We start from the raw sequence: 20703 nt of genomic DNA, 5'->3' as shown, positions 1-20703 counted from the left end.
TCCACAGCCGAACGACAGCCCACCGTCCGTAGACCTTTCACCACGACGGTCCACGTGATCGTCCACGCACAGAAAGGTACCCGGATGAACACCAGAGCCCGCAGCCGCTTTTCAGCGCTGCGCCGCGCGTCCGTGCCGCTGGTGGTGATGGCCGCGGCCCTCGCAGGGCCGGGCCAGGCCGTCGCCGACGCCCAGGTGGCGGCCGTCGCGGACACGCAACTGCCGCCGACCCCCGGACCGGCCTCGCCCGAGCGGACCAACCCTCAGGTCTTCGCGCTCACCCAGGACGCCGACTTCGCGTTGCGGTACTCCTTCGCGGCGGTGGCGGCCGACCTGGGCAAGACCCACCCCGCGGGCACCGTCGAAGCGGACCTCAGGGCCGGTCTGCTGACCCTGCCGTCCGCTCGGCGCGACCCGATCGTCGCGGTGGCGAAGCAGGCCGTGACCGCCGGCGCCCAGACCCGGATGACCCAGTTCGGCAGGCACGGCGCCCTGACCGTCGAGCAGTACCGGTCGTTGGGGTTCGCGGGGGCGTTCTCCTCGGCGCGGGTCGACGCCACCGCGCTCAAGGCAGCGATCACCGGTCGTGCGCAGGACCTGGCGCGGGAGGGCAAGGCGGCTGAGACGGCAGCCAGGAACGCCGCCGCCGAGCGCTTGCTCGACCTGATCACGACGCCGAAGGTCAAGGCGCTGGACTTCCGGGTCGACCGGGTGACAGCGGTCGACGAGACCAACCCGGAGCTGGGCGGGGACTCGATCCTGCTCGGCGGCCTCAAGACCGACAACCTCGGCGTGACCGGCAAGGTCGGTCAGTGGCTGGTGCACGACGACTTCGACGACGGCGAGTTCGTCGACTACGCCGACCCCGGCAGGGCGTTCGCCCAGTTCTCCACGACCACGACCGGCGGGTGGCCGCGCAGCTTCGTGGCCGTGGTGATGATGGCCGAGGAGGACAGCGGCGGTTTCGCGAGCGCGGTGAACTCGGCCTGGGCCAAGGTCAACGACAAGGTGAAGGAGCGGATCGCCGCGGAGGTCGCCGACGCGAGCTCCGAGCACGTGGCCGCGGCCATCGCCGAGGCGATCGGCCAGGTCGTCGCCTGGCTCGTCAACGCCTTCGTCGACTGGTTGCTCAGCTTCTTCGAGGATGACCTGTTCGAGGCGCGGACCGCGCTGGTGACGCTGCCGCACCGCTACGGCTTCCTCTACCGGAACTCCTCGGACCTCGGCTGGACCAACTTCCGGCTGCCGCCCACCGAGATGCAGTTCGCCGGGCACGGCGGTGACTACCGGGTGAAGGTGCACTGGCAGGTCCACCTCTGACCGACCACCACCACTGGGGCGGGGCCTCCCCGGCGCGAGCCGGGGAGGCCCTGGTCGTCCCCGCCACCTCGGGTTCCGCGCGGGCAGCCCGGATCGGGGGACCGGCGCCCCGGGAGGTCCCCGGGGCGCCGGTAGGTGGGTCAGGGGGTCAGAGGGTCAGAGGGTCAGCGTCCACGAGTCGATGTAGCCGACGTCGTTGGCGACGACGTCGCGCACCCGCAGCTTCCAGGTCCCGCTGCGGGATTCGGCGGACAGGTTGACCGTGGCGGTGCCGGTGACGTTGTCGGCGCTGTCGGTGCTGCTGGAGTTCTTGAGCCGGTACGCGCTGCCGTCCGGGGCGATCAGGTCGATCACCAGGTCACCGCGGAAGGTGTGCTTGATGTCGAGCTGGACGGTGCTGGACGCCGACGCGGCGCCGGAGCAGGTCAGGCTGATCGGGCTCTCGACGGTGGTGAGGTCACGGATCGTGACGTTGTCGGCGTTGGTGTTCGCGCAGTCCGTCGGGTCCGGGTCGGGGCCGGGGTCGCCGGTCATGAACCCGGTGTAGAGCAGGCGGTTCGGGGAGCCCGAGCCGATGCCGGTCAGCTTGCCGGAGGTGGCGTTGGTGACCAGCGCGTCACGGGCCTGCGCCGGGGTGGCGGAGGGGTTCTGCGACAGGTACACCGCCATCGCGCCGGCCACGTGGGGGGACGCCATCGAGGTGCCGGTCATCGTCGCGGTCCCGGTGGTGCTGGTGTGCGACGCCGACACGATGTTCGTGCCGGGGGCCCAGATGTCCAGGCAGGAGCCGTAGTTGCTGGTGCTGGACCGGGCGTCGGAGCTGGTGCTGTTGCCGACCGTCACGCCCGCGGTGACGTACTGGGGGCTGTAGCCGCACGCGTCGTCGGTGGAGTTGCCCGCGGCCATGACGAACTGCACGCCGCTGGTGATCAGCGCCTTCACCGCGTTGTCCAGCGACGGGTCCGAGCAGCGCTGGCGGCAGCCGATGCTGTAGTTGACCACGGCGGGCTTGACCGCGTTGGTGCGGACCCAGTTGATGCCCGCGATGATGTCGTCGTTGGCGCCCGAGCCCTGGCAGTCCAGCACGCGCACCGCGTGGACCGTCGCCTTCTTGGCCACGCCGTAGCGGGTGCCCGCGGCGGTGCCGGCGACGTGGGTGCCGTGACCGTGGCAGTCGCCGGGGTTGGCGTCGCCGTCGACGAAGTCGTAGCCGGTCGAGGTGCGGCCGGTGAAGTCGGTGTGACCGGCGTTGATGCCGGTGTCGAGCACGTACACGTGCGCGCCCTGACCCGCGTTGGTCGGGTAGGTGTAGGCGTTGTTCAGCGGCAGGTCGCGCTGGTCGATGCGGTCGTCGCCCCAGTTCGGCGGGTTGGTCTGGGTGTCGGCGACCGTCATCAGGTGCGCCTGCTGGACGTAGGCGACCTCGGGGTCGGCGGCCAGCCTGCGCGCCCGCTGCTCGGTCATGGTGACCGAGAACCCGTTGATCAGGTCGAGGCGGTGGCGCAGTTCGCCGCCGTAGCGCTTGGCCTTGTCGGTCGAGGCCGCTTGCAGGGCGCCGGGGACGTCCTTGAGCTTGACGATGTAGCGGTCCTTGACCGCGCCCTGCGCGTTCGCGCCGAGGATCGCGTTCTCGGCGGCCGCCGGCGCGGACACCACGACGATGCCGGTGGCGGCGACCCCGAGCAGCGTGACCGCTCTGATCGCCACCGCGCGCAGGGGGGACTTCGTGTTCTTTTGTCGCATAGGAGCTCTCCATTGAGCGTCACCGGCGGAAACACCAGCCGGAGGAGCACCCGTCGGGCAGGGACGATCGTTGACGGGCGCTCGACGTCCACGATCGAGCGCCGCACCGCCGTGAACAATCCGGGTCGCGCAAATCAGGGATACTTAAGATCAACAACACGGGTCCGGCGGTCCGCCCGGCGCCCGGCCGCCCTTCCGGCAGGGACCACCGGCACTTTTCGCACCATTGGGCTCTACCCCGACCGGGCGGGCCGTCGGGGAAGCGTCGTGGAGCGCGAGATCCCGGCGGTCAGGCCCGTGCCTTGCTCCGAGCCCTGCCGGCGGCGCGGCGCAGGAGGGCTGAGCGACCGCGGTTGGGCACGGTCCACAGGTCGTGGCCGCGCAGGCCCCAGCGGTCGAGCAGGGCGTTGGCGGCGAGGAAGCCGGTGGTGGCGGCGCGTTCCATGAGCGCGACGGGCAGGTCGACGCGGGCCAGGTCGCCGGCGACCACCACGGCCGGGTCGGGGGTGGTGACGGTGGGGCGGGCGGTGAACGAGCCGGGTGCGAACAGGGGGCAGTCGGCGGACAGGACGTGTTCCGCCTGGCGCACCCGGGCGCCGGCCAGCTCCGGGTAGACCGCCTCCAGCTCGCGCGCCAGCCCGGTCGCCACCGCGTCCTGGTCGCAGCCCTCGTCGAGGGCATAGGCGTGCAACTCCACCACGGAGCCGCCGGTGCGGTCGCGGTAGTCGCGCGCCTCGCCCTCGAAGTGGTCGAGCACGCTGACGTTGTCCAGCCACCGGAAGCCGCTGGTGCCCAGGAACGGGGCGCGGTCGGCCCGCGCCGGGCGGTCCAGCCACAGCCTGCTCACCAGGAACGGCGGTGTCGTGCGCAGGTCCGCGACCCGCGCGCGCCACTGCGGTGTCACGAGGTCCGGTGAGGCGCCTGTCAGGGCGCGCAGGCCCTTGACGTCCATCGCGAGCACGACGGCGTCCACGTCCTGCTCGTCACCCGCGGTCACCCGGAGGCCGTCGGCGCGGCGGGTGACCCGCTCGACCGCGCTGCCGGTGCGGACCTCCACGCCGAGCGCCAGCAGGTGCTCGCGCATCGGCTCCCAGATCGCCGCCGGGTACGGGTCGTCGGGCACGTCGAACAGCAGGCCCTCGCTGGAGCCGAGGAAGTAGATGTGGAACATGGTCACGAGTTCGGCGGCCGACAGCGCGGACGGGTGGGCGAAGAAGCTGCGCGAGAACACCTCGAACGCCAGGTGCCGGGCGGCGTCGGGGAAGCGGATGTCGCGCAGGAGGCGGTCGGCGTCGACGTCGTCCAGCTCGGCGTAGGTGCGCGGCAGCGACACGTCGAACAGGGCGGTGGCCGCGCGGGTGTCCATCCTGGCCAGGTCCCTCAGCGCGAACGTGTCGCTGCGCAGCACGAACCCGGCCACGTTCCACGGCGGTGTCAGCGGCAGCCGCGCGAAGCTCTCCCGGGTGCCGTTGGCGTGCAGCAGCGGGTAGTCCGCCACCGGGCGCAGCCGCGCCAGGTCCGGGTCGGCGCGGCGCAGCAAGGCGCGCAGGTTGTAGTACTGCCGGAAGAAGGCGTGGAACCCGCGGGTCATCGTCTCGCCGGTCGGGGTGGTCCAGCCGCGGACCCTGCCGCCCAGCTGGTCGTGCCGCTCGTGCAGCACCACCCGCACGCCGCGCTCGGCCAGGGCGACCGCCGCGGCGACCCCGGCGATGCCCCCGCCGACGACGGCGACGCGCGGCTCGTGCCCGCCTTCGGGCCGTGCCCGCCCGGGACGTCCGGGCAGCAGGCGCGCTCGGCGGTCCCGGCCCGACGGCGGGACCTCCCGACCGTTGAGCAGGAACAGCGGCAGGCCGGGGAACGCGCTCATGCCGACGATCCTGGCACCGCCGGCCCCGTCCTGCCTGATGGGTGATCGCGGCGCTCATCAAGCCCGATCAGGTGACCGCCGTTAGGTTCTGTGACATGTCGATGCCGTTGGCCGCCCGCCTTCCCGTCCGAGCAGCGCCGATCGTGGCCTGGTTGTCCGGGGTCGGCGTGGTGGTCAGCCAGATCGTCTACTCCAGGACCGAGCCCGCCGACCGGCTGCTCACCACGGTGCTCGCGGTCGTGCTGTTCTGCGTGGCGTCGGTGCTCGACGCGGCCTCCCGCTTCGGGGTCCGCGCGGCGGGGGCGCTGGTGCTGGTGGCGGGTGGCGGCGGGCTGGTGGCCGAGGCGGTCGGCGTGCGCGCCGGGTTCCCGTTCGGCTCCTACTCCTACACCGGGACGCTGGGCGCGCAGGTGCTGGGCGTGCCGGTGGTGGTGCCGATGGCGTGGGTGATGATGGCCTGGCCGGCGTTGCTGGTGGGGCGGGCGCTGGCGAACCGGCTCGCGGGCGGCGCCTGGGCGGTGGTGCCGGTGGCGACGTGGGCGCTGGCGTCGTGGGACGTGTTCCTGGACCCGCAGATGGTCGACGCGGGCCACTGGACGTGGGTGGACCCGACGCCCGCGCTGCCCGGCGTGGCCGGCATCCCGCTGACGAACTTCGCGGGGTGGCTGGTGGTCGCCGCGCTGATCACCGGCGCGCTGCACGCGCTGCTCGACCGCGAGCCCGGCGCGGGCGACGTCGACCTGCGGCACGGTCCCGCGCCCGCGCTGTACCTGTGGACCTACGGCTCGTCGGTGTGGGCGCACGCGGCGTTCTTCGACCGGCCCGGCTCGTCGGTGGTCGGTGGGCTGCTGATGGGCCTGGTCGCGGTGCCGTTCGCGGTGGTGCTGTGGCGGGCGCACCGGTGAGGCGGGTGCTGGGGGCGTTGGTCACCGGCGGGTCGGCGGCGGCCGTGCTCGGCACCGCGCACGCCGTGGTGAACGCGCGGCTGGTGCGCACCCCGCCGGCCGACCCGCCGCCGTGCGCGGAACCGGTGTCCGTGCTGGTCCCCGCGCGCGACGAGGCGCACCGCATCGGGCCGACGGTGCGGTCGTTGCTGGCGCAGCGGGGCGTGCCCGACCTGGAGGTGCTGGTCTGCGACGACGGGTCGACCGACGGCACCGCCGACGTGGTCCGCGCCGTCGTCGCGGGTGACCCCAGGGTGCGGGTGATCACCGGCTCACCCCCTCCGGACGGCCTGCCCGGCAAGCCCGCGGCGTGCGCGCGGCTCGCCCGTGAGGCGCGTGGCCGGGTGCTGGTGTGCGTGGACGCCGACGTCGTGCTGGAGCCGCACGCGGTGGCAGCGGCCGTGCACCTGCTGCGAACGGCCCGGCTCGACGCGGTGTCACCCTTCCCGCGCCAACTGGCCGACGACGTCCCGACGCGCCTCGTGCAGCCGCTGCTGCAGTGGTCCTGGATGGTGTTCCTGCCGCTGCGGTGGGCCGAGCGGACCTCGCGCGAATCGTCGAGCGCGGCGAACGGCCAGTTCTTCGTCATCGACGCGCAGGCCCTGCGGCGCTGCGGCGGGTTCGAGGCGGTGGCCGACGCCGTGCTGGACGACATCGCGCTCATGCGGGCGGTGAAGCGGTCCGGTGGTCGCGGTGCGGTGGCCGACGGCTCCGGTGTGGCGCGGTGCCGCATGTACGAGGGGTGGGCCGAGGTGGCGGCGGGCTACGAGAAGTCGCTGTGGGCGGCCACCGGCAGCCCGGTGCGCGCGGCGCTGCTGGCCGCCGTGCTGGGGTGGGTGTTCGTGCTGCCGCCGGTGGCCGCGCTGGCCGGGTCGCGGGTGGGCTGGCTCGGGTACGCGGCCGCGGTGGTCGGGCGCGTGGTGACGGCCCGCCGGACCGGGGGCCGCGCGTGGCCGGACGCGTTGGCCCACCCGGTGTCGGTCGGCGTGCTGCTGCGCCTGCTGGCGGGTTCCTGGCGGGCCCGGCGCGCGGGGACGTTGACCTGGAAGAACCGGCCGCTGCACGGGAGCCGCTGATGGCGCGGGTCGTCGTGGTCGGTGCGGGGATGGGCGGGTTGGCCGCCGCCGCGCGCCTGGCCGCCACCGGGCACGAGGTCACGGTGCTGGAGCAGTCCGGCACGCACGGCGGCAAGCTCGGCGAGCTGCGCCGCGACGGCTTCACGTTCGACACGGGGCCGTCGTTGCTGACCCTGCCGCAGGTCTACCGCGACCTGTTCGCCGAGACCGGCGGTGATCTCGACGCGGTGGTCGAGGTCGTGCCGGTCGACCCCACGTGCCACTACCGGTTCGCCGACGGGTCCGAAGTGGACGTGCCGCACGACGCGGCCGCGGTGCCCGACGCGCTGGAGGCCGCGTTCGGCGGCGGAACCGGGCGGGAGTGGGCCGGGCTGATGGCGGACGCGGCCCGCTTGTGGGACCTCGTGGGCGAGTCGGTGCTGCGACGCCCGCTCAACGGGGTGGGCGACCTGGTGCGCAGGTCGGCGAGCGTCCGGGACCTGTGGGCGCTCGCGCCGTGGCGGACCCTGCGCGCGGTCGGCCGGAGGTTGTCCGACCCCCGTGCCCGGATGCTGCTCGACCGCTACGCCACCTACAGCGGCTCGGACCCGCGCCGGTTGCCCGGCCTGATGACCGTCGTGCCCTACATCGAGCAGCGCTACGGCGGTTGGTACGTGCGCGGCGGCCTGCGCCGGCTCGGTGACGCCCTGTTCGCGCACTGCGGTGAGCTGGGCGTGCGCTTCGAGTTCGGCGCCCGGGTCACGGAGGTGCGCGCGGCGGGCGGTGGGGTCGTCGTGGAGGGCGGCGGGGTGGTGCCCGCCGACGTCGTCGTGTCCGACGCCGACGCGCGACACCTCTACGACCGCCTGCTCACCGACCGGCGGGCCCGCGGGCCGCGCCGGGCCCTGGCCCGCGCGGTGCCGTCCCTGTCCGGGTTCGTGCTGCTGCTGGCGCTGCGCGGTCGTTCACCGGAGTCGCACCACCACCGCGTGCTGTTCCCCGCCGACTACGACGCCGAGTTCGACGCGCTGTTCGGCCCGGAGCCGCGCCCGGTGGCCGACCCGACGGTCTACGTGTGCGCCCCGGACGACCCGGCCGTCGCACCGGACGGCCACGAGGCGTGGTTCGTGCTGGTCAACGCCCCGCGCCAGGGTCAGGTCGACTGGACCGCGCCCGGTGTGGCGGAGCAGTACGCCGACCGCGTGCTGGACGTGCTCGCCGAACGCGGGCACGACGTGCGCGACCGCCTGCTGTGGCGAGAGGTCCGCACCCCCGCCGACTGGGAGCGCGACACGGGTTCGGTCGGCGGCGCGCTGTACGGTTCGTCGTCCAACGGGGCGCGTGCCGCGCTGCTGCGCCCCGCCAACCGCAGCCCCGTGCCGGGCCTCTACCTGGTCGGCGGCTCTGCCCACCCCGGCGGCGGGCTGCCGCTGGTCGCCCTGTCCGCCAAGATCACCGCGGAGCTGATCGGTCGGGCGTGACGCCGCGCACGCGGTCGCGCCGCTCTCCGCGCAGCTCTCCGCGCAGCTCTCGGCGCAGCGCGACCGCCAGGTGCGCACCACCGGCCACGGCGACGAGCGCCCAGAGCGCCAGGCACACCGTTCCCCACGACCACCCCGTCCAGGGCGTGCCACCGGGCCACAGCCCGGCGCCCAGGCACGCCACCGCCACGATCACCACCCGCGTCGGCCGTTCGGCCACCGTGATCGCACCCGCGCCGGTCATGCCCACGCCTTGAGCGCGGGCGCGGGCGTACTCGTGCAGGAACACCGAGCACCCCACGGCCACCGCGAGCCACCCCGGACCGCCCAGCACGACCAGCAGCCCCACCAGGCACACGTCGGCGAGCCGGTCGGCTACCGCGTCCACCACGGCGCCCAGCGGGCGGGCGCGGCCCGTGCGCAGCGCCACCGCACCGTCCACCCCGTCGAACAGGCCCGACAGCACGACCAGCGCGCAGGCCGGCAGCGCCCACCGGCCACCCGCCGCCGCCACCGCGACCGCGCCGGCGGCGATCACCACGCCCGCCGCCGACAGGACGTCGGGGGGCACCCGCACCAGGCCCTTCGCCAGCACGTGGACGAGCTTGATCCAAGCCACCGCCACCCGGTTGCCGGACACGTCGTGCCCGTGCAGCCGCGACCACTCACGCACCTCGTCCACTGCACCACCGTAGGTCGGCCGGTGTGCGCGTGCCGGTCGCGGGGTACACGCGACCATGCGAACGGCCCGTGCGGTGCTGCGGCACGCCCTGGCAGCCCTGCGCGGACGCGACCTGGCGCTGTGGGCGGCCGGCATCACCTTCTTCGCCGCGCTGGCGGTGGTGCCGGTGCTGCTGCTGGCGCTGCGCGGCGCCGCCGTGCTCTTCGGGCCGGCTCTGGTAGTCGACGGCGCGCGGTTGCTGGGCGGTGCGCTGCCCGACGCGCAGCGGCCGGGGCCCGCGCTGCGGACGCTGGCCGACGCCGCGCTGGGCGCGTCCTGGCCCGTGCTGCTGTCCACGCTGCTGCCCGCCAGCCTGTACGGCGAAGGGCTGCGGCGCGGACTGCTCCAGATCGCGGGCGAGCCGTCCGGGGCGAAGACGGGGTGGCTGGGCCGGATCGGGTTCATCCCCGTTCTGCTGGCCGCGCCCCTGCTGCTGGCCGCGCCGCTGGCGCTCGCGCCGTCGGTCGCCGCCGACTACCGGGCCGGCGGCTGGTCGGCGGTGTGGGGCGTCGTGGTGTCGTTCCACGTGGACTGGATCGCCCTGTCGGTGGCGCTCTGCCTGGTGTTCCTGGCCACCGGCCCGAACCTGCTGCCGCGCGCGACCGCCGTCGTCGGCGGGTTCTGCGCGGGCGCGGTGCTGACCGGGTTCCTGCACGGGTTCCTGCTGTTCCTGGCCATCCCGGTGGACTGGTCGTTCCCGTTCGCCGGCCTGGAACCGGTGGGCGTGGTGGGCGCCCTGGGCCTGTGGCTGTACCTGCTGCACATCATCCTGCTGCTGGCCTACCGGGTGCTGTTGAGCTCGCACGCCGTCAGGTCGGGGCGGCGGTGACGCGCCCCGGCTCGGCGGTCAGACACGGCCGAGCAGTTCGCGTGCGACGGCGAAGTCGTGGCGACCGGCCAAGAAGTCGTGCAGGGCGACCGCCAGCTCGCGGATGTCGAGGAGGCCGTCGCCGTTGCGGTCGAGCGCGCGGAGGTCCGCGATGATCTCGTGGCGCTTGGGGCTGTCGGAGAACAGCCGGGCGTACTCCTCCTCCGGGATCCTGCCGTTGCCGTCGCGGTCGATGAGGCGGCAGATCACGTCGACCACGTCGTCGACGCCGCGGGTGGTGGCGGTGTCGCCGGGGTAGCGGCCCTCGGTGACGGCCGCTTGGTACTGCGTGAAGGTGATGGCGTCCGCGCCGCCCGTGGCGTCGCGGAGCTGGTCCCACCAGGACTCGAAGGCGGCGTGGACCTCGTTCTCGTCGGCCTCGTCGAGGTCCAGGTGCACGGACAGCTCGCGGGCCATGGCGAGCAGGTCGTTCCACCGGACCTGGCCCTCGCCGGTCTGGTCGAGGACTGTGGTGAAGAACATCGCCGGGTCCATCGGGGTGTCGAGCCGCGGCGCGTTGCGCACCGCCCTGATGGAGGCCGCGGCGTAGGGCATGTAGCGCCACGGCTCCGGCAGCGCGTCCAGGACCACCCTGATCGCGTGGTGCAGGCCGAGCACCACCAGGTCGAAACCGGGCAGGGCGGTGAGGCCCCACTTGCGCCGCAGCGCCGCCGGCAGGGTGGTCACCGTCGCCTGCACCGCGGCGGTGGTGACCGCGCGCCACAGCGGTGCCCAGAGCGCCCGGGGGATTCGCACCCCGGGCGGCGGGGGAGCCTGGTGGATGCTGCCGAACAGCAGGTCGCGGACGGCCGCGTTGTCCTCCAGGACCTCGTCCACGACGCGGTCGAAGTAGGCGGTGAAGTCGTCGAGCGTGGCGGGCAGGTCGGCGTCGGTGATGCCGAACCTGTGCCCGAGCGCGCGCCACTCGGCGTAGAGGCGCTCGGCTTCGACGCGGGGCAGCGGGTCGCCGCCCAGGCGGTGCACCGTGAGCATGGAGTCGAACAGGGTCAGGTGGACCCACATCCTGGCGGCCGGGTCCGACGCGGTGAACGGCCTGCCCCGCTCGTCGACGCCCCGCATCCGCCGGTGCAACCGCTCCAGGCGGGTGATCTCCCGATCGCGCTGGGCCTGCGTGCCGTAGATGTAGAGCTGCAGGCTGTCGAGGGTGTGCAGCAGCCGCCGCCACGGTCGGGCCGAGTAGACGGAGAACTGGCTGATCGCGGCGCCGACGGCCGGGTGGGCGCCTTGCAGGACCAGCGTCCGGTGGGCCACCAGCAGCAGCCGCCACTTGCCCAGGTACCTCCACGAGGCGGAGCCGACGCCGAGTTCGTCCTCGTCCACGACGGCGTGCTGGGCCTGCTCCGACACGCGACCTCCCAGCCCGGACCGGCACGATCCTCACGCTCCGGGACATGATGAGGGGGCGCGGGCCGTTCGGGAAGATCCTCGCCGCCTGATCACCTGATCAGGCGGTCGACGGCACGGTGCCGTGTCGGTGTTCTCCAAGCCCGCGGTGTGGCTGTCAGTACCTCGACCGACGTCGTGGAGACCGGTCAGGGCAGGAGCAGGTCGGGCGGGATCTGCAAGGCGACGGTGATCAGCGAGTGGGCCCGGGCGGCGATCGCGGCGAGCAGGCCGTGGACCTCGGGGGAGGCGTTCTCGGCCGCGGCTTGGAGGGTGCGCAGGTCGGTGGTGATCAGGTCGAGGATGGCGGCGACGTCGGCCTGTCTGGTGCTCAGCGCGGTGGCGATCTCCTCCAGGGGAACTCCCTGGACCTCCAGGCGTTGGACGAGGTGGATGCGGTCGACGTCGGCGGGGTGGTAGAGGCGGTAGTTGCCGGCGGTGCGCTTGGCGGGGGAGATCAGTCCGAGGCTGGTGTAGTAGTCGACGGTGCGGGGGCTGACCCCCGCCCTGGCGGCCAGTTCGCCGATCTTGAGCAGGACCTCGGTCACTCTCGCCCCTCTCGTCGAACACTCACCGTCAACCCTACAGTCGCACGTGTTAGTGTGAAGTATGCCTGATGAGACTGACCCAGACGGTTGCAGTAGTCGGCCGGGCCAGGCCCGGCTGTTCTCCGGTTGCGGATCCGCGGCGGGCGCGCCGTGTTGATCCTGTCCGGTTTGCTCGCGATCGTGGCCCTCACCGTGGCCACGGGGTACTTCGTGGCCCAGGAATTCGCCTACATGGCGGTGGACCGGGGCCGGTTGACGCAGATGGCCGAAGCGGGCGACAAGGCCGCCGAGCGGGCGCTGCGCGTGACCCAGCGGTTGTCGTTCATGCTCTCCGGCGCCCAGTTCGGCATCACGGTGACCGCGCTGCTGGTCGGCTACGTGGCCGAGCCGCTGCTGGGCACCGGCCTGGCCGGGGTGGTGGGCCTGACCGGGCTGCCGCCGACGGCGGCGGTGTCGCTGTCCATGGTCGTCGCCCTGGTCTTCGCGACCGTGGTGCAGATGGTGCTGGGCGAGCTGTTCCCCAAGAACCTGGCCATCGCCAAGCCCGAGGCCCTGGCCACGGCCCTGGCCTCCTCGACCCTGGCCTACCTCAAGGTCGCCGGCCCGGTGATCCGGTTGTTCGACGCGGCGGCCAACAAGCTGCTGCGGGCGGTGGGGATCGAGCCGGTGGAGGAGCTGCCCCAGGGGGCCACGCCGGAAGACCTCAAGCAGATCATCGACGACGCCGGCACCGAGGGGCACCTGGACCCGGAGCTGTCGCGGCTGCTGGACCGCGGCCTGGGGTTCCGGGAGCTGGTGGCCGAGCAGGCCATGACCCCGCGCGTGGCCGTGCACACCGTGCGCGCCGACGAACCGGTCTCCCGAGTGGTGGAGCTGCTGGACACCGGCCACTCCCGCTTCCCCGTCACCGGTGAGGACCGGGACGACGTGCGCGGTGTGGTCGGCCTGGCCGAGGTGCTGAGCGTGACGCCCGAGCAGCGCGACAGCACGGCGATCGGCGACATCGCCTCTCCCACGCTGATGGTGCCGGCCACGCTGCCGCTGCCCGTCGTGCTGGAACGACTGCGTTCCGAGCACCGCCAGCTGGCCTGCGTGGTGGACGAGTTCGGCGGGTTCGCCGGCGTGGTGTCGCTGGAGGACCTGGCCGAGGAGCTGGTCGGCGAGATCCACGACGAGGACGACCTCGTCCAAGCTGCGATCGAACCGGCGGGCGAGGGCGCCTGGCGGGTTCCCGGTCGGATGCGCGTGGACGAGATCACGGCGGCCACCGGCGTGGAGCTGCCCGCCGACGACAGCTACGACACCATCTCCGGACTGGTGCTGCACCAGCTGGGCCGCACCGCCCGCGTGGGCGACGAGGTGACCGTGGACGGCGTGTCGATCAGGGTCACCGAGGTCGCCCGCAACGTGCCGGCCGGCGTCGTGCTCAGCGACGTGCCCAGGCAGCGGGAGGAAGTCCGATGAGCACCACCTGGGCATTGCTCGTCTCGCTGGTGCTGCTGGTGGCCAACGCCTTCTTCGTGGCCGCGGAGTTCGCGCTGATCGCCGCCAAGCGGCACCGGCTGGAGGCCGACGCCGAGACCAGCCGCGCCGCGCGTGCCGCGATCGCGGGCGTGCGCGAGCTGTCGCTGATGCTCGCCGGCGCGCAGTTGGGCATCACGCTGTGCACCCTGGGCCTGGGCGCGCTGGCCAAGCCCGCCCTGGCCGACCTGCTCGACCCGCTGCTGGGCGCGTGGCTGCCCGACGCGGTGGCCTACGCGATCGCGTTCACGATCAGCCTGGTGCTGGTGGTGTTCCTGCACATGGTGCTCGGCGAGATGGCCCCGAAGTCGTGGGCGATCACCCACCCGGAGCGCTCGGCCCGGCTGCTGGCCATCCCGTTCCGGGGTTTCGCCCACACCGTGCGCTGGGTGCTGACCGGTCTCAACGGCCTGACCAACGCCCTGCTGCGCGCGCTGAAGGTCCAACCCCAGGACGAGCTCGCCCAAGCCCACCGCCCGGACGACCTGCGGATGCTCGTGCGCCAGTCCGGCGAGCACGGCCTGATCCCCGAGGGCCAGCAGCGGTTGCTCACGCGGATGCTCCAGGTGCAGAACACCACCCTGGCCCAGGTCATGCTGCCCATCGAGCAGGCCGTCAGCGTCACCGAGCACACCACCGCGCGGTCGATCGAACGCCGCAGCCTCGAATCGGGCCGCTCCCGGTTCCCGGTGCTCGGCGCCCACGGCCGCTTCGTCGGCCTGGTCCACATCCGCGAGGCGGTCCGCGCGACCTCCCAGAGGCGCGACGACACCGCGCGCGAGCTGATGACCGCCCCGTTGGTGCTGGCGGCGTCGCTGCCCGTGGCCGCCGCGGTGACCGAGATGCGCGCCGAGCGCTCCCAGCTCGCCCTGGTCGCCGACACCGATGACCGGGTGGTGGGCCTGGCCGCCCTGGAGGACCTGCTGGAAGAGCTGATCGGCGAGTTCGAGGACGAGACCGACCCCCTGCTGCGCACCACCTGACCTGTCCGCTCACCCCCCTCCGGAGGAAGAAACCCGATGTTCAAACGGATGCTCAGCGCCTTCGGCGTCGGCGGCCCGTCCGTCGACACCGTCCTGGACACCCCGCACGCCCAGCCCGGCCAGGTGATCACCGGCCAGGTCCGCATCCAGGGCGGCAGCAACGACGCCCACATCGACCAGATCGTGCTGTCGCTGGTCACCCGCGTCGAGGTCGAGCACGGCGACCACGAGTACGGCGGCGTGTCGGAGTTCCTGCGCGCCTCCGTCGCGCAGGGCGTGCGCGTGACGGCCGGACAGCCGGTGACGGTGCCGTTCCAGCTGCCGATCCCGTGGGAGACCCCGATCACCGCGGTGGGCGGGCAGCCGCTGCCCGGCATGACCGTTGGCGTGCGGACCGAGCTGGTGATCTCCGGCGCGCCCGACAAGGGCGACCTGGACCCGGTGCTGGTCGGACCGCTGCCGTCCCAGGACCGGGTGCTGGAGGCGTTCGGGCAGCTCGGGTTCCAGTTCCGCAGCGCGGATGTCGAGGCCGGCCGGATCCACGGCGTCAACCAGGAACTGGGCTTCTACCAGGAGATCGAGTTCTTCCCGCCCGGCCAGTACGCGGGTGCGGTCAACCAGGTCGAGCTGACCTTCGTGACCAACCCGCACGAACTGGTCGTGGTGCTGGAAGCGGACAAGCGCGGCGGCCTGTTCTCCTCCGGCTCCGACGCCTTCGGCCGCTTCCACGTCACCCACGCCGACGCGATGCGCACCGACTGGGCCGGTGCGATCAACCAGTGGATGGCGCAGATCGCCCAACGAGGCGGCCACGCCGCTTACGGCCAGCCCGGCTACGGCCAGCCGGGCTACGGGAACCACGGTTACGACCACCACGGCCACCACGGACATCACCGCGGTCCCGGCATGGGCGGTGTCGTCGCGGGCGCGGCGGCCGGCGTGGTCGGCGGCATGGTCCTCGGTGAAGTCCTCGACGACGCGTTCGAGGGCGATGACGGCGGTGGCGAGGACTTCGCCTTCGAGGAGTGACCCGCCAACCCTGCGAGTGCCCGCAGTCGCACCGACTCGGGCACATCCGCTGACCTCCCAGGGGACCGGCGCGGCGGGCGGCCCACCCCCGTCCGCGCGCCGCTCCACCCCGGCTCCCGCGCCACTCTTGTGACCGCGGGAGCCGGCGTCGTCAGAGCGGCCCTTCCAGAGTGATTTCCGTGCCGCTGCACCACTGCGGCCTGATCGAGCCCTGAGCAGCCGGTTCCGAGCTGACGATCTCCACCGCCAGGCCGAGGGACTTGCGGCCCCGGCCGAGGAGCGGGCCGGTGTGGCCGCTGTCAGCCCATACCAGTGCGCCCGTTCCCGGCGATGTCGCGCGGGTGCCGGAGCAGGCTGCGGGCGGCGACCCTGTGCCTGCCGAAATGTCGGCTGTTTCAGGCCTTCCAGCAGTCCAGGATCTCTTCCGGTCCCCATGCGAGGTCGGCGTCGTCGGTGTCGATGTCGGTGCCGGACAGGGATACGACGGCCAGTCCGGAGCGGCCTGTTTCGTAGCCCGGGACGTGGTTGGCGGAGTGGCGGAGCGTTTCGAGGTCGTGCCGGTCGAAGGCGCTGCCGATCCACTTGATCGACCCGGCGAAGTCGATGCGGCCGGCGATGGGGGAGTGGTCGGCTCCGACGAGGTCGACCTCGGGGTTGTGCTGCCGGTTCCACCAGCCGCCTACCGCGGCGGTGTCGGGCCAGGGCAGTTCGCCGGCCTGGCCGGCGAGTTCGAGTGCTTCGCGGATGAGTGGTTCGACGGCGCGTCCGCGCCAGCTGGTCCACTGGCGTTGCAGGAAGCGGGCGCCGATGTGTGGGCGTCCGCGGCGGGCTTGTTCCTGGACGGCGCGTCCGATGGGCAGGTAGAAGCGCAGGTTGCTGTCGGCGATCCGGTAGAGGGCCGGTTTGCCGGGCTTGGTGGAGAGCGGGTGGTCCACCGCCAGGACCCGTTTCTCCTCGGTGAGTCGGCGCAGCAGTGGCGACAGCGTCCCGGAGGGGATGTGTCCCTGGTTGCTTCCGGCGGTGGCTGCGATGTTGGCGTGGGTGCGGTTGTCGCCGCCGATCGATTCCACGACGCGGTGGGCCTGGTCGGGTGAGGGGAACTCGGCCAGCAAGGAGGACTCCGGCACGCCGAACAGCGGTGCCGCCGGGTCGTCGCATTCCCCGCGCAGGAAGTCGGCCGGTGGCATGGCGTGGGGCCAGCTGCGGATGATGCCGGGCAGTCCGCCGGTGACGAGGTGGGCGTCGATGGCGTCCGCCGCGTCCAGGCCGAGGGCGTGGCCGGTCTCGGCGGGGTTGAGCGGTCCGAGCACGAGGTTGTCCGCACGTCCGTAGAAGGGGCGGTCGTAGGCGGTGAGGCGCTCCATCATGTGCAGGTCGCTGCCCAGCAGCACCAGCAACACCGGGCGCCGCGACCACAGCCGGTCCCACGCGGTCTGCAACGCGCCGTCGAAGACCTCGTCCTGTTCGGCCAACCACGGCAACTCGTCCAGCACCACGACCGCCGGGGTGTCCGGCAGTGTCGCGCCCAGGACGCGGAACGCGTCGGGCCATCCGCCGGTGACGCCAGTGGGCGGATCGACCTGTCCGGCGGCCAGGGACGAGTCGGCGAGTTCAGCGAGGAAGGCGGTGATCGACTCGACCGAGGACGCGCCTTTGGTGGCGGCGAAGTAGATGTAGGGAACGTCGGCCCGGTCGCAGAACTCCTGGACCAGCCGGGACTTGCCCACCTGCCGCCGGCCGCGGATGGCGATCGCGGCGCCTTCCCGGGAGGCGATCACCCGGTCGAGGCGCTTGCGCAAGAGGCGCAGCTCGGCCTGTCTTCCCACGAAACCCGACATGAACATTAGTGTAGAGAGGATCTACGTAGATTGCATCTACACAAATCGGGAAGCGGCTGTGGAGTGCCGATAGCCGGCCACGGATCGAGCGGATGGTCCTGGGCGACCGGGCCGCCTGGAGCGGGACCTGGCAGCGTGGCGGCGGGCGAGGAGGTCCCGGTGCCACCGAAGTACCGCCCGGCGCACCAGCGGTCGGAGCCGACGAAGCGCATCGACCGGGGAGTCGGTGCAGCAGCGCCGTGAGGAACGCCCGGCCTGGGCGGCGTGGACGCTGACCTACCTCACGCTGGGCCTGGTCCAGGAGGAACAAGCCGCCGCCCGCGGTGACGGGGCCCGACTGGCCGACGCCCTGGTGCCCGACCTGCACCCGGCACTGCACCGAACCGCCCACCACCTGGTGCCGGACGCGTTCGCCGAGCGGTTGGACTTCGGCGTGCGGCTGATCCTGGCCTCGCTGTCCTGACCGCGGGCCATCGCCTCGTCGCTGTCGGGACAAGAATTCCCAGCTGCGGATCCGGCACTCCAGGACTTCTACTTCTTGCCCTTACCTGGCGGCTTCGGCTTGTCCTTCTGCTTCTTCGCACCCGGTTCCGCAGCCGGGACTTGGGCGATTCGTTCCTCCGCCACCTCCGCCACCTCCGGCACGGCCGGAACGGGGGTGGCGGTATCGATCCGGGTGGAGGGCGATTCGGCCGGTGCCGTCACCGGTGTCGCAGCCTGTGGTGGCGTGGTGGGGACGGGGGCCGTTGTGCTGGAGGACGTGGCGGTCGTGGAACTGCTGGAGGTCGGTGCCGAGTTCACCGGTCGAGCCCCCGGGGCGATCGCCCACGCGATGCTGATCGCGCCCAACAGCGCCGCGGCCGAGGCCAGGAGCGCCTTGCGCGGCACCCGCGTCGGGGATGTCGCCTCCACCGGAACGGCCTCTGCGACGCCGACCGGAACCGGGGCGGTGTTGTCGACCGGAGTGCGCTGCAGGGCGCGGGCGCAGTCGGCGGCGGTCGGCCGTTGATCGGGGTCGGTTGCGGTCATCGACGACAGCAGGCTCGCCAGGTCGACCGGCAGGTGCTCGGGGATCGCGGGGGAGCGGTGCAGGCGGGCGACGGCCGCCTCCACCTCGCTGCCGGGGTACTCGCGGTGGCCGGTGACGCACTCCAGCAGGACCAGGCCGAGGGCGTAGACGTCGGCGGGGTGGTCGACGCCCGCGCCGCGGACCTGTTCGGGGGCGAGGTAGCCGGCCGTGCCGACCAGCTGGTCGGTGCGGGTCAGCCGGGTCGTGCCGGGCAGGTGGGCCAGGCCGAAGTCCGCCAGGTAGGGCTTGCCACGGGTGTCGAGCAGGATGTTGGCCGGCTTGACGTCGCGGTGCACCACGCCCCTGTCGTGCACGTAGGCCAGGGCCTCGGCCAACTCCGCCCCCAACCGCCGCACCCGCCACACCGGCAACGGCCCGTCGGCGATCTCGTCGCGCAGGGTGCGCCCCTCGACCAGTCGCATCACCAGGAACGGGGTGTCGCCGCCGGTGCCCGCGTCGTGGACCGGGACCAGCCCGGGGTGCGACAGCCCGGCCAGCGTGCGGACCTCCGCCTCGAACCGGTGCCTGGCCGTGTCGTCCCAACCGGGCCGGAACACCTTGACCGCCACCTCACGCCCCAGCACCACGTCCTCGGCGCGGTAGACCTCGGCCATCCCGCCGACACCCACCGACTCCAGCACCCGGTAGCGACCCGCCACCAGGCTGCCGTTCACCGTCAGTGACACCGCAGCACCCTTCATCACCCGACCCGATGCTTCCGAGTGCCCAGTTGCGGCGACGCGAAACAGTCGAGGGAAGGCTCGTGTCGTGGTCGTAACAGCGAGGAGCCGCCTGGGCCGACCAGGACGTGAGCCCATCCGACCCCGGCGGGCGGGGAAAGCCGTGGACATCGGCCCGGCTCGGCTGCCCGAACCGGTGCCCTCGACCGGTACCGTCGGCTCGTTTGTGCGTGGGTGCGCAGTGGAGGGGGTGGGGGCGTGCCGGTGAAGCCAGCCAGTAGTCATCGTGCCGTGGTGCGTCATCGGGTGAACTTCTGGGCGCGCAGCTCACCGGGGGAGGCCTCGTTCGAGTACCAGGGTGCCGTGCCGTGGGAGGTGCAGCGTCCAGCGGGCGGAGAACCGGTCGTGCGGCACCGGCTTCGGTGCGTCGTGTGCGCGCGTGAGTTGACGTTCACCGTGCACAGCGTCGCGGCGACGGAGCGCAGGCGCGCGCGGTGGCGGTGGGGCGTGTGGGCGAGCGGTGTGCTCGTGGTGCTCGGGCTGGTGTGCCTGGTTTCGGGGCGTCTTGGTTTGGCGGTGGCGGGTGGCGCGGTGGCGGTCGTCGGAGTGCTGGCCGGCGTGCTCGCTCGGGCCGGTGGCCTCGGGGAGGCCTGGGTGACCGGTCACGGGAACGGTGTGCCCGGCGTGCTGCCCAAGCACGCGGTCGTCCTGGACCCGCCGCACCCGTGACCCAGAGCGCTCCTGCCGGGTCTGGTCGGTGGAGGTCTGGGTGCAGTCGAACGAGCAGCCGCAGGTCGCGAAGATTCCGGAACTCCGGTTCTGTCGACAACAGCCCGCCGACGACAGGCTGCGTTCTCGTTCCGTAGCACGCGCAGCTTGGCTCAAGACCGGCTTATGAGCACCACCCCCATCCGCTCGTCGCGACTGCCGCGCCGGTCCAGCCGGCGTACTTGATGCAGTGCGGCGCGTATCCGCGGACCACGGCGTAGTACTTGTAGTCGCCCTGGTCGATGAGGTTCAGGCTGGAGTTCTCGGAGTCCCGGTACAACCCGGCCATCGTGTCCGTCGGGGTGCCGATGGCGGTCCACTTGATCGTCGCCACGCAGTTGTACCCGCCTGACTTGTACATCAAGTAGACGCCGCCGTAGGCCTTGCCGTTCCAGGTGGCCGGTCGGGAATCGATCACCCGGTAACCGGTGCCGCACACCTCTTCGGGTGTGTACGGGTTGGTGTCGGCGTTCGCCGGGCTCGCCATTGGTGCGGTGAACAGCGCCATGAGCGCGGCTACCGCGAATGATTTTTGTCCTATTCGTCGCATGATTCCCCGTCTCGTCGTGCCCGAGGCTCTGCTCGGGTGTCCGTGGTGGGCGTGAGTCGGCAACACGTTACCGCTCCGCGTGGAGCGGTGGTCCTTGTTGTGACCGCTTCCGGTGAAGGTGATTCGTTCTCGCCTATTCCAGGTTGAGGGAAATACCCACTGTCGTCAGTGCTTTGTTGATCGCATTGCTCCATTGGTATTGCCCCCGTGCGGGGCGGTCAACTGTGGGTGGGTATTCAGTGCCGTGGTCACCTGATCGGCAGATTGTTGTCGAAAGATCACTCCGGTTGACTCCGGTGGACTTGCGTCGATCG

Annotated in this window: 18 protein-coding genes; 10 read left to right on the top strand and 8 right to left on the bottom strand. The window is 72.5% G+C overall.

Annotated elements, in window-relative coordinates:
• Positions 1 to 84: 84 nt before the first annotated feature.
• Positions 85 to 1320, top strand: a complete 1236-nt coding sequence (locus AB0F89_RS31555; RefSeq protein ID WP_367129305.1) for a hypothetical protein — start codon at positions 85 to 87, stop codon at positions 1318 to 1320.
• Positions 1321 to 1476: 156 nt separating this feature from the next.
• Here the strand turns inward: AB0F89_RS31555 and AB0F89_RS31550 are convergent, their stop codons facing one another.
• Positions 1477 to 3063, bottom strand: a complete 1587-nt coding sequence (locus AB0F89_RS31550) for a S8 family serine peptidase (protein ID WP_367129304.1) — start codon at positions 3061 to 3063, stop codon at positions 1477 to 1479.
• A 289-nt stretch (positions 3064 to 3352) separates the two neighbouring features.
• Positions 3353 to 4930, bottom strand: coding sequence for an FAD-dependent oxidoreductase (locus AB0F89_RS31545; RefSeq protein WP_367129303.1), 1578 nt, complete (start codon positions 4928 to 4930; stop codon positions 3353 to 3355).
• A 95-nt stretch (positions 4931 to 5025) separates the two neighbouring features.
• Between AB0F89_RS31545 and AB0F89_RS31540 the strand changes: the two genes are divergently transcribed.
• The 3 genes from AB0F89_RS31540 to AB0F89_RS31530 are packed head-to-tail and all read left to right on the top strand — an operon-like array spanning position 5026 to position 8410.
• Positions 5026 to 5835, top strand: a complete 810-nt coding sequence (locus tag AB0F89_RS31540; RefSeq protein ID WP_367129302.1) for a carotenoid biosynthesis protein — start codon at positions 5026 to 5028, stop codon at positions 5833 to 5835.
• Positions 5836 to 5840: 5 nt separating this feature from the next.
• Positions 5841 to 6950, top strand: coding sequence for a glycosyltransferase family 2 protein (locus tag AB0F89_RS31535; protein ID WP_367129301.1), 1110 nt, complete (start codon positions 5841 to 5843; stop codon positions 6948 to 6950).
• Positions 6950 to 8410 carry a phytoene desaturase family protein gene (locus tag AB0F89_RS31530; RefSeq protein WP_367129300.1) on the top strand — a complete coding sequence of 487 codons (1461 nt, stop codon included), beginning with the start codon at positions 6950 to 6952 and terminating at the stop codon, positions 8408 to 8410. Before AB0F89_RS31535 ends, AB0F89_RS31530 begins: the two co-directional genes overlap by 1 nt.
• Here AB0F89_RS31530 and AB0F89_RS31525 read toward each other — a convergent pair.
• Positions 8382 to 9092, bottom strand: a complete 711-nt coding sequence (locus AB0F89_RS31525; RefSeq protein WP_367129299.1) for a CDP-alcohol phosphatidyltransferase family protein — start codon at positions 9090 to 9092, stop codon at positions 8382 to 8384. The genes AB0F89_RS31530 and AB0F89_RS31525 overlap by 29 nt on opposite strands.
• A gap of 55 nt (positions 9093 to 9147) precedes the next feature.
• Between AB0F89_RS31525 and AB0F89_RS31520 the strand changes: the two genes are divergently transcribed.
• Positions 9148 to 9960 (top strand): YhjD/YihY/BrkB family envelope integrity protein, encoded by an 813-nt coding sequence (locus AB0F89_RS31520; RefSeq protein WP_367129298.1) that lies wholly within the window; start codon positions 9148 to 9150, stop codon positions 9958 to 9960.
• 18 nt (positions 9961 to 9978) lie between these two features.
• Here AB0F89_RS31520 and AB0F89_RS31515 read toward each other — a convergent pair whose 3' ends face one another.
• Positions 9979 to 11367, bottom strand: coding sequence for an oxygenase MpaB family protein (locus tag AB0F89_RS31515; protein ID WP_367129297.1), 1389 nt, complete (start codon positions 11365 to 11367; stop codon positions 9979 to 9981).
• A gap of 185 nt (positions 11368 to 11552) precedes the next feature.
• Positions 11553 to 11951 (bottom strand): MerR family transcriptional regulator, encoded by a 399-nt coding sequence (locus tag AB0F89_RS31510; protein ID WP_367129296.1) that lies wholly within the window; start codon positions 11949 to 11951, stop codon positions 11553 to 11555.
• A gap of 168 nt (positions 11952 to 12119) precedes the next feature.
• Here AB0F89_RS31510 and AB0F89_RS31505 point away from each other — a divergent pair, with 168 nt between their 5' ends.
• From AB0F89_RS31505 to AB0F89_RS31495, 3 genes are read left to right on the top strand one after another with little or no spacing between them, the layout of a single operon-like run.
• Positions 12120 to 13415, top strand: a complete 1296-nt coding sequence (locus AB0F89_RS31505; protein ID WP_367129295.1) for a hemolysin family protein — start codon at positions 12120 to 12122, stop codon at positions 13413 to 13415.
• Complete coding sequence (locus tag AB0F89_RS31500; RefSeq protein WP_367129294.1) at positions 13412 to 14455, top strand: hemolysin family protein; 1044 nt, start codon at positions 13412 to 13414, stop codon at positions 14453 to 14455. The genes AB0F89_RS31505 and AB0F89_RS31500 overlap by 4 nt, the downstream gene beginning before the upstream one ends.
• A gap of 36 nt (positions 14456 to 14491) precedes the next feature.
• Positions 14492 to 15484: a sporulation protein gene (locus AB0F89_RS31495; protein WP_367129293.1), complete on the top strand. Its 993-nt coding sequence runs from the start codon at positions 14492 to 14494 to the stop codon at positions 15482 to 15484.
• A gap of 395 nt (positions 15485 to 15879) precedes the next feature.
• Here AB0F89_RS31495 and AB0F89_RS31490 read toward each other — a convergent pair whose 3' ends face one another.
• The gene (locus tag AB0F89_RS31490; RefSeq protein ID WP_367129292.1) at positions 15880 to 17322 is read right to left on the bottom strand and encodes an ATP-binding protein; all 1443 of its coding nucleotides are present in this window, start codon (positions 17320 to 17322) and stop codon (positions 15880 to 15882) included.
• Between the two features lie 226 nt (positions 17323 to 17548).
• Between AB0F89_RS31490 and AB0F89_RS31485 the strand changes: the two genes are divergently transcribed.
• Complete coding sequence (locus AB0F89_RS31485; protein ID WP_367129291.1) at positions 17549 to 17785, top strand: hypothetical protein; 237 nt, start codon at positions 17549 to 17551, stop codon at positions 17783 to 17785.
• Positions 17786 to 17853: 68 nt separating this feature from the next.
• Here the strand turns inward: AB0F89_RS31485 and AB0F89_RS31480 are convergent, their stop codons facing one another.
• Positions 17854 to 19077 carry a serine/threonine-protein kinase gene (locus AB0F89_RS31480; RefSeq protein ID WP_367129290.1) on the bottom strand — a complete coding sequence of 408 codons (1224 nt, stop codon included), beginning with the start codon at positions 19075 to 19077 and terminating at the stop codon, positions 17854 to 17856.
• A gap of 423 nt (positions 19078 to 19500) precedes the next feature.
• Here AB0F89_RS31480 and AB0F89_RS31475 point away from each other — a divergent pair, with 423 nt between their 5' ends.
• On the top strand, positions 19501 to 19800 hold the full coding sequence (locus tag AB0F89_RS31475; RefSeq protein WP_367129289.1) for a hypothetical protein: 300 nt from the start codon (positions 19501 to 19503) through the stop codon (positions 19798 to 19800).
• A gap of 163 nt (positions 19801 to 19963) precedes the next feature.
• On the opposite strand, the gene AB0F89_RS31470 is transcribed toward AB0F89_RS31475, so the two are convergent.
• Positions 19964 to 20347, bottom strand: coding sequence for a hypothetical protein (locus tag AB0F89_RS31470; protein ID WP_367129288.1), 384 nt, complete (start codon positions 20345 to 20347; stop codon positions 19964 to 19966).
• Between the last annotated feature and the right edge of the window lie 356 nt (positions 20348 to 20703).

The sequence above is a fragment of the Saccharothrix sp. HUAS TT1 genome, from assembly GCF_040744945.1.
Taxonomy (GTDB): domain Bacteria; phylum Actinomycetota; class Actinomycetes; order Mycobacteriales; family Pseudonocardiaceae; genus Actinosynnema.
This window is presented reverse-complemented; position numbering and strand designations above follow the sequence as displayed.